Annotated in this window: 1 protein-coding gene; it reads left to right on the plus strand. The window is 64.6% G+C overall.

What is annotated here, in order from left to right; all coding sequences use genetic code 11:
- Positions 1-3006, plus strand: a 3006-nt coding sequence (locus tag PQU92_RS18695) for a glycoside hydrolase family 2 TIM barrel-domain containing protein (RefSeq protein ID WP_272749812.1), incomplete at its 5' end; no start/stop codon positions are given.
- Positions 3007-3125: the final 119 nt, after the last annotated feature.

Genomic DNA, 3125 nt, shown 5'->3' on the forward strand with positions numbered 1-3125 from the left:
ACCGACACGCTGATGTTGTCAGGCAACGGGCCGGACGATGCGGTTTCGTGGGATTTCACGGTCAGCGGCGGTATGAAGGCGGGGCAGGCCTCTAAGATCGCTGTGCCATCGAACTGGCAGACGCAGGGCTTCGGTCACTATCAGTATGGCTACGACAAAGGGCCGCGCGCTTCTGACAAGGGCGTCTATACCCGTAGCTTCACCGTGCCCGCCGATTGGAAAGACAAAAACGTCCGCATCGTTTTCGACGGTGTGATGACCGACACGCAGGTCAAGGTGAACGGTACCGTGGTGGGCGCGGTGCATCAGGGCGGTTTTAACCGCTTCAGCTACGACATCACCAGGTTTGTCAAGGTCGGCGAGGCCAACACGCTTGAGGTCGAGGTCAGCGAGGCCTCGGCCAACACCGCGACGGATATCGCCGAGCGCCACGGCGACTACTGGGCGTTCGGCGGCATTTATCGCCCGGTGTGGCTGGAGGCGACGCCGCTTGAGGCCATCGCGCATGTGGCGCTGGACGGGCAGGCCGATGGCGACATCATCGCCGATATCGCCCTGCGTGCGCCCAAGACGGTGACCAAGGTCGTGGGACAGGTCGTGTCACTGGATGGCAAGGCCGTGGGCGCGCCCTTTTCGGTCGCCCTTCCGGCCGGTGGCGCGGGCAAGGTGCGCCTGAGCGGCCACGTCGATAAGCCCGCCTTATGGACGGCGGAGACACCTAATCTCTACTATCTGGATGTGACGCTCTATGCGGGTGACACCGCCGTGCATACGGTGCGTGAGCGCTTCGGCTTCCGTACCTTTGAGATCCGCGAAGGCGACGGGCTCTATGTCAACGGTCAGCGCGTCATGATGAAGGGCGTGGTCCGCCACACCTTCCGTCCAGAAACGGGCCGGGCGATCACGCGCGAACAGGCCTATGAGGACGCGCGCCTGATCAAGTCGATGAACATGAATGCTATGCGCGTGGCGCACTACGCGCCGGACAAGGCGTTTCTTGAGGCCGCCGACGAGTTGGGCCTTTACGTCATCGATGAACTGTCCGGCTGGCAGAAGGCGCACGACACCGAGAACGGGCGCAAGCTGGTGCGGTCTCTGGTCGAGCGTGACGTCAATCACCCCTCGATTCTGATCTGGTCGAACGGCAACGAAGGCGGCTGGAATACGGAGCTTGATGCCGATTTCACGCTCTACGACCCGCAGGCACGGCCCGTTATCCATCCGTGGGCCCCGTTCGGCGGCATCGATACGAAACACTATCCGCGCTATCCCGACCTGATGACGCGCCTGAACGGCAAGATGCTGGTCATGCCGACCGAGTTCCTGCATGGCCTGTTCGACGGCGGCCACGGGTCGGGCCTCGACGACTACTGGAAGGCCATGACGGCGTCGAAAAACGGTGCTGGAGGGTTCCTGTGGGTGCTGGCCGACGAGGGCGTGGTCCGTACCGATCAGAACGGGCGCATCGATAACTATGCCGCCTATGCGCCGGACGGTATCGTCGGGCCGCACCACGAAAAGGAACCGAGCGTCGAAACGATCCGCGATATCTGGTCGCCGGTACAGATCGACGCGCCGGTGCTCGATGCCGGTTTCACTGGCGCGCTGAAGGTGCGTAACGGCTACGATTTTACAAGCCTGTCGGACGTCACCTTCAAATGGGAGTGGGTGCGCTTCGCCGGGCCTGACGCCAAAACGACGGCGGCAAAGGTACTGTCGAGCGGCACACTGACCGGCCCGGTCGTGGCGCCGCATGGCGCGGGTGAACTGATCGTGCCGCTTGGTAAGGGCTGGCAACAGGCCGATGCCCTGCGCCTGACGGCGGTCAAGGGCGACGCGACGCTTCTGACGTGGGTGTGGCCGACCGTCGCCAAAGCCGCCGACGTGGCGGGCAGCCGCATCGGCACGCCGAAGGTCGAGCGCACGGACACAACGATCCGTCTCGTGGCGGGCAAGGTGACGGCCAGCTTCGATCCGGCGACGGGTTTGCTGACCAGCGTCAGCCATAACGGCAAGATACAGACCCTGTCGAACGGGCCGCGTCTGGTGCTGGCGCGGCCGAAGGACAAGGCCGAACCGGTGTGGACCGTGCCGACGGATGCGGGCAATGGCGTCTACAGCTTCGACGCCCCGGCCATGGCCAACAGCGCGACGATTGATCTTGGAACGGTCGAAACCGACGGCTGGGCCAGTTTCAAGCTGGAGGTATCGCCGGACGGCAGGACCTGGAAACAAGTGTACGATGGCGGGCGGGTTCTGCCGCGCGACGGCCTGACCTACAGTTTCGCGCCGCAGCCGGTGAAGGCGATCCGGATTTCCAATCTCGCCGGAGTGCGTCAGACGCCGAAGGTGGTCTCGGTCAAGCTGGGCTTTGAGGCCGCGCGCTATGCCCTGCCTGAGAAAGGCGCGGTGACGGTTACGACCGGTGCGGGCAAGGACGCGCAGACGGGTAAGGCCGTGGCGTGGCTGGACGCGCCAAATGCGGGCGGGCTCGATAGCGTGCGCTGGACGCTGCGCGAAGACGGCACCCTGAGCCTCGACTATGGCTATAGCCTCAACGGGCCGATGCTCTATCACGGGGTCGGCTTCGACAAGCCATTGGGCGATGTGACGACGGTGCGCGGTCTGCTGCGCGGGCCGACGCCGGTGTGGCAGAACCGCCTGCGCGGCCCGGTGCTTGGGGTGTGGGATATCGCGTCAAAGACCACCAAGGGGGCGCTGCGCCCCGACACGGCGGGCTATTTCGCCGACCCGCGCTGGGTGAAACTGAGCGGCGGGCAGGGTAACCTGACGATCATTAGCGACGGTGCACCCTTCGTGCAGATCGGCAAGAAGCCGGAGGACTTCCCGACGACGACGGTGGAATTCCCCAATGCCGATATCGGCTTCATGAGCGCTATCCCGGCCATGGGCGCCAAGTTCCAAGCCGCCGACCTGACCGGCCCGCAAGGCCAGCCCTCGGTCGCCAATGGCACCTATGCCGGCCGTCTGGTCTTTGGGTTCTGACATCATGACCTATACCGTTTCGCCTTCATCGACGCGCCGTCAGTGGCTTGGGGGAGCCGCTGCTGTAATGGGGGGCGTGATGGGGGCGGGGCTGGCCGCTACCTCTCAGGCGGCCAGCC

Origin of the sequence: Asticcacaulis aquaticus (assembly GCF_028550415.1) — a bacterium.
GTDB lineage: Bacteria > Pseudomonadota > Alphaproteobacteria > Caulobacterales > Caulobacteraceae > Asticcacaulis > Asticcacaulis aquaticus.